Here is a 1,900-nt window from a genome sequence, read left to right as displayed (position 1 = left end):
CCTTATTTTCTGAGACTTTTAAATCTCTAAGGCGTGTAAAACTATTATCTCTTTCCACTACTGCAATAGGCTCTGAAATATAGATAATTTCCTTGGTATTGATGTCTAAAATACCAAATTTTAGTTGTTCAGCAAGATAAAAATACAATAAATCATCTTGAACGATGTATTGGGTAGAAGTATCTTTCCCTTCGATATTGTATTTTTCAAACTCCTCTTGTAAACCATATTGAGTAGCAAAAGGAAGTTCTTGGTTTAAATCTATTTCAATAAAAACATCCATAGCCATACCAAGAATTTTCCCTTTTCCACTATCTAAGAGATAGTCACTCCTATAAAAACCTTTAATTTTGGTAATAGTTTTTTCTACAGCTTGATGATATTCAGGAATACGATATTTTGAATTCTCCTGTTTCAATATCTAAACCTATAAAACCTCCCAACTCTATAAAAGCCCAAAAAATATTGTTGTGTATACCTATAAGCTTATATACCCTAAAATAATTTTCTTCATCCCACGAATTTTTATACTTCCCAAATGAAGCAAGAGAAAATTCCCATAGATGCTCTTTCTTTTGAATAGAAAAGGCTCTGATAGACATTACATCATCATATATTTTACTTTTTTTATATATATATATATATATATATTCATTTGAAAAAGCTCTTATAGAAGACCTATCTATATATTCAAGCTCTATAAGATTATCTTTTTTGTCTATGAGAATAGTTTTTTTACCATCTCGGTTGTAAGCTATGTAAAATTCAGATAACTTATAGAAGACTCTGTTTTTTCCTTCTTCTATTAATTCTAAATTCTCATCGAAGATTTTATAATTATCTTCCCATTCACTGAAATAGAATTTATTGTTAAAAACAATGATTGGATCTAAAGGCGTTTTGTAAAGCATTTGCTTTTTTTTGCCACATTGAAGTTCGTGTGATGTATTGATGTAATAAGGTTTGCCCTTATAGATAACATAATCTCTTACATTATCTATTTTAGAAATTAGTTTAAACATTTTATTGTGATTTTATAAAGTTATAGAGTGCTGAATTTGTATTGTCTATTATATTTTTAAAATTTATAATTCTTTTCTCTTGCTCTAAGATATCTAAACTTTCTTTTAGTTTAGGACTCATAACCTCTAAAATTTCATCACTATTACGTTTAAACACTTCTTTAAAAGCTTGTTTTACTTCATTTACATTAGCTTTATTACTGTTGATCACATAAGCTAAATCTTTTATTTCGTCAACTTCTTGTAAATAACTTTCAAATTGTTGGATAAAACCTTTATCATTAGCTATTTTACTCCAAGTTTCACTGTTATAGCTTTTAAATTCTTCAAATAAAGGCAAGTCTTCATCATATTTCCTGCTAAACTTCACGTCATAACGGCAGTTGGCACAGATATCATCTAAAGCTTTTCCAAACTTCATATCTATATGCTCAATGTTTTCAGGGGCATATTTTTTAGGGTTTTTCTTAAAGGTGGAAAGCATATGCTGAGTACCTTCACGCATAGCGGCATTGCTACTTAAAGCTCCTTCTTCTATTTTTTTCCATAAATCAGGACGGTTTCTAAAAGTATAGGCTACTTCTACATAGTTTTCGAGCATCTCATCTAAGGTACGACCTCCAAAAATTTTCCTTCCTGCTTCTCCACAATTGCCACAAGGAGCGTCTTTATATTTAGCTAAGAAATTCTTTAATCCTGATTCACCTCCAATAGCCTTTAGTTTTTCAGCGTTTTCAGGGGCTAAATAATGAGTGATTTTTTCTATTGTTTTTGTATCATCTATAAATTTAGAATTTTTAGGGAATACCTCTGTAAGAATCTCTTCAACTCTACTAATTTTTACTTCTTTTTCTAAAGATAGTACTACCTTTTCACCT

General features: G+C 29.4%; 2 protein-coding genes and 1 pseudogene. All 3 read right to left on the bottom strand.

Features of this window, described 5'->3' with window-relative positions; genetic code table 11:
• Positions 1-418 (bottom strand): annotated as a pseudogene (locus HMPREF9073_RS09265) (hypothetical protein); the annotation flags it as partial.
• Entirely contained in the window at positions 384-1,022 is a 639-nt protein-coding gene (locus tag HMPREF9073_RS09260) for a hypothetical protein (protein WP_009413471.1), read from the bottom strand. The gene HMPREF9073_RS09260 and the pseudogene HMPREF9073_RS09265, both read right to left, overlap by 35 nt.
• A 1-nt stretch (position 1,023) precedes the next feature.
• Positions 1,024-1,900: hypothetical protein (locus HMPREF9073_RS16325; RefSeq protein WP_009413470.1), on the bottom strand; the 877-nt coding region annotated here is incomplete at its 5' end.

This window comes from Capnocytophaga sp. oral taxon 326 str. F0382, from assembly GCF_000318295.1.
GTDB lineage: Bacteria > Bacteroidota > Bacteroidia > Flavobacteriales > Flavobacteriaceae > Capnocytophaga > Capnocytophaga periodontitidis.
This window is presented reverse-complemented; position numbering and strand designations above follow the sequence as displayed.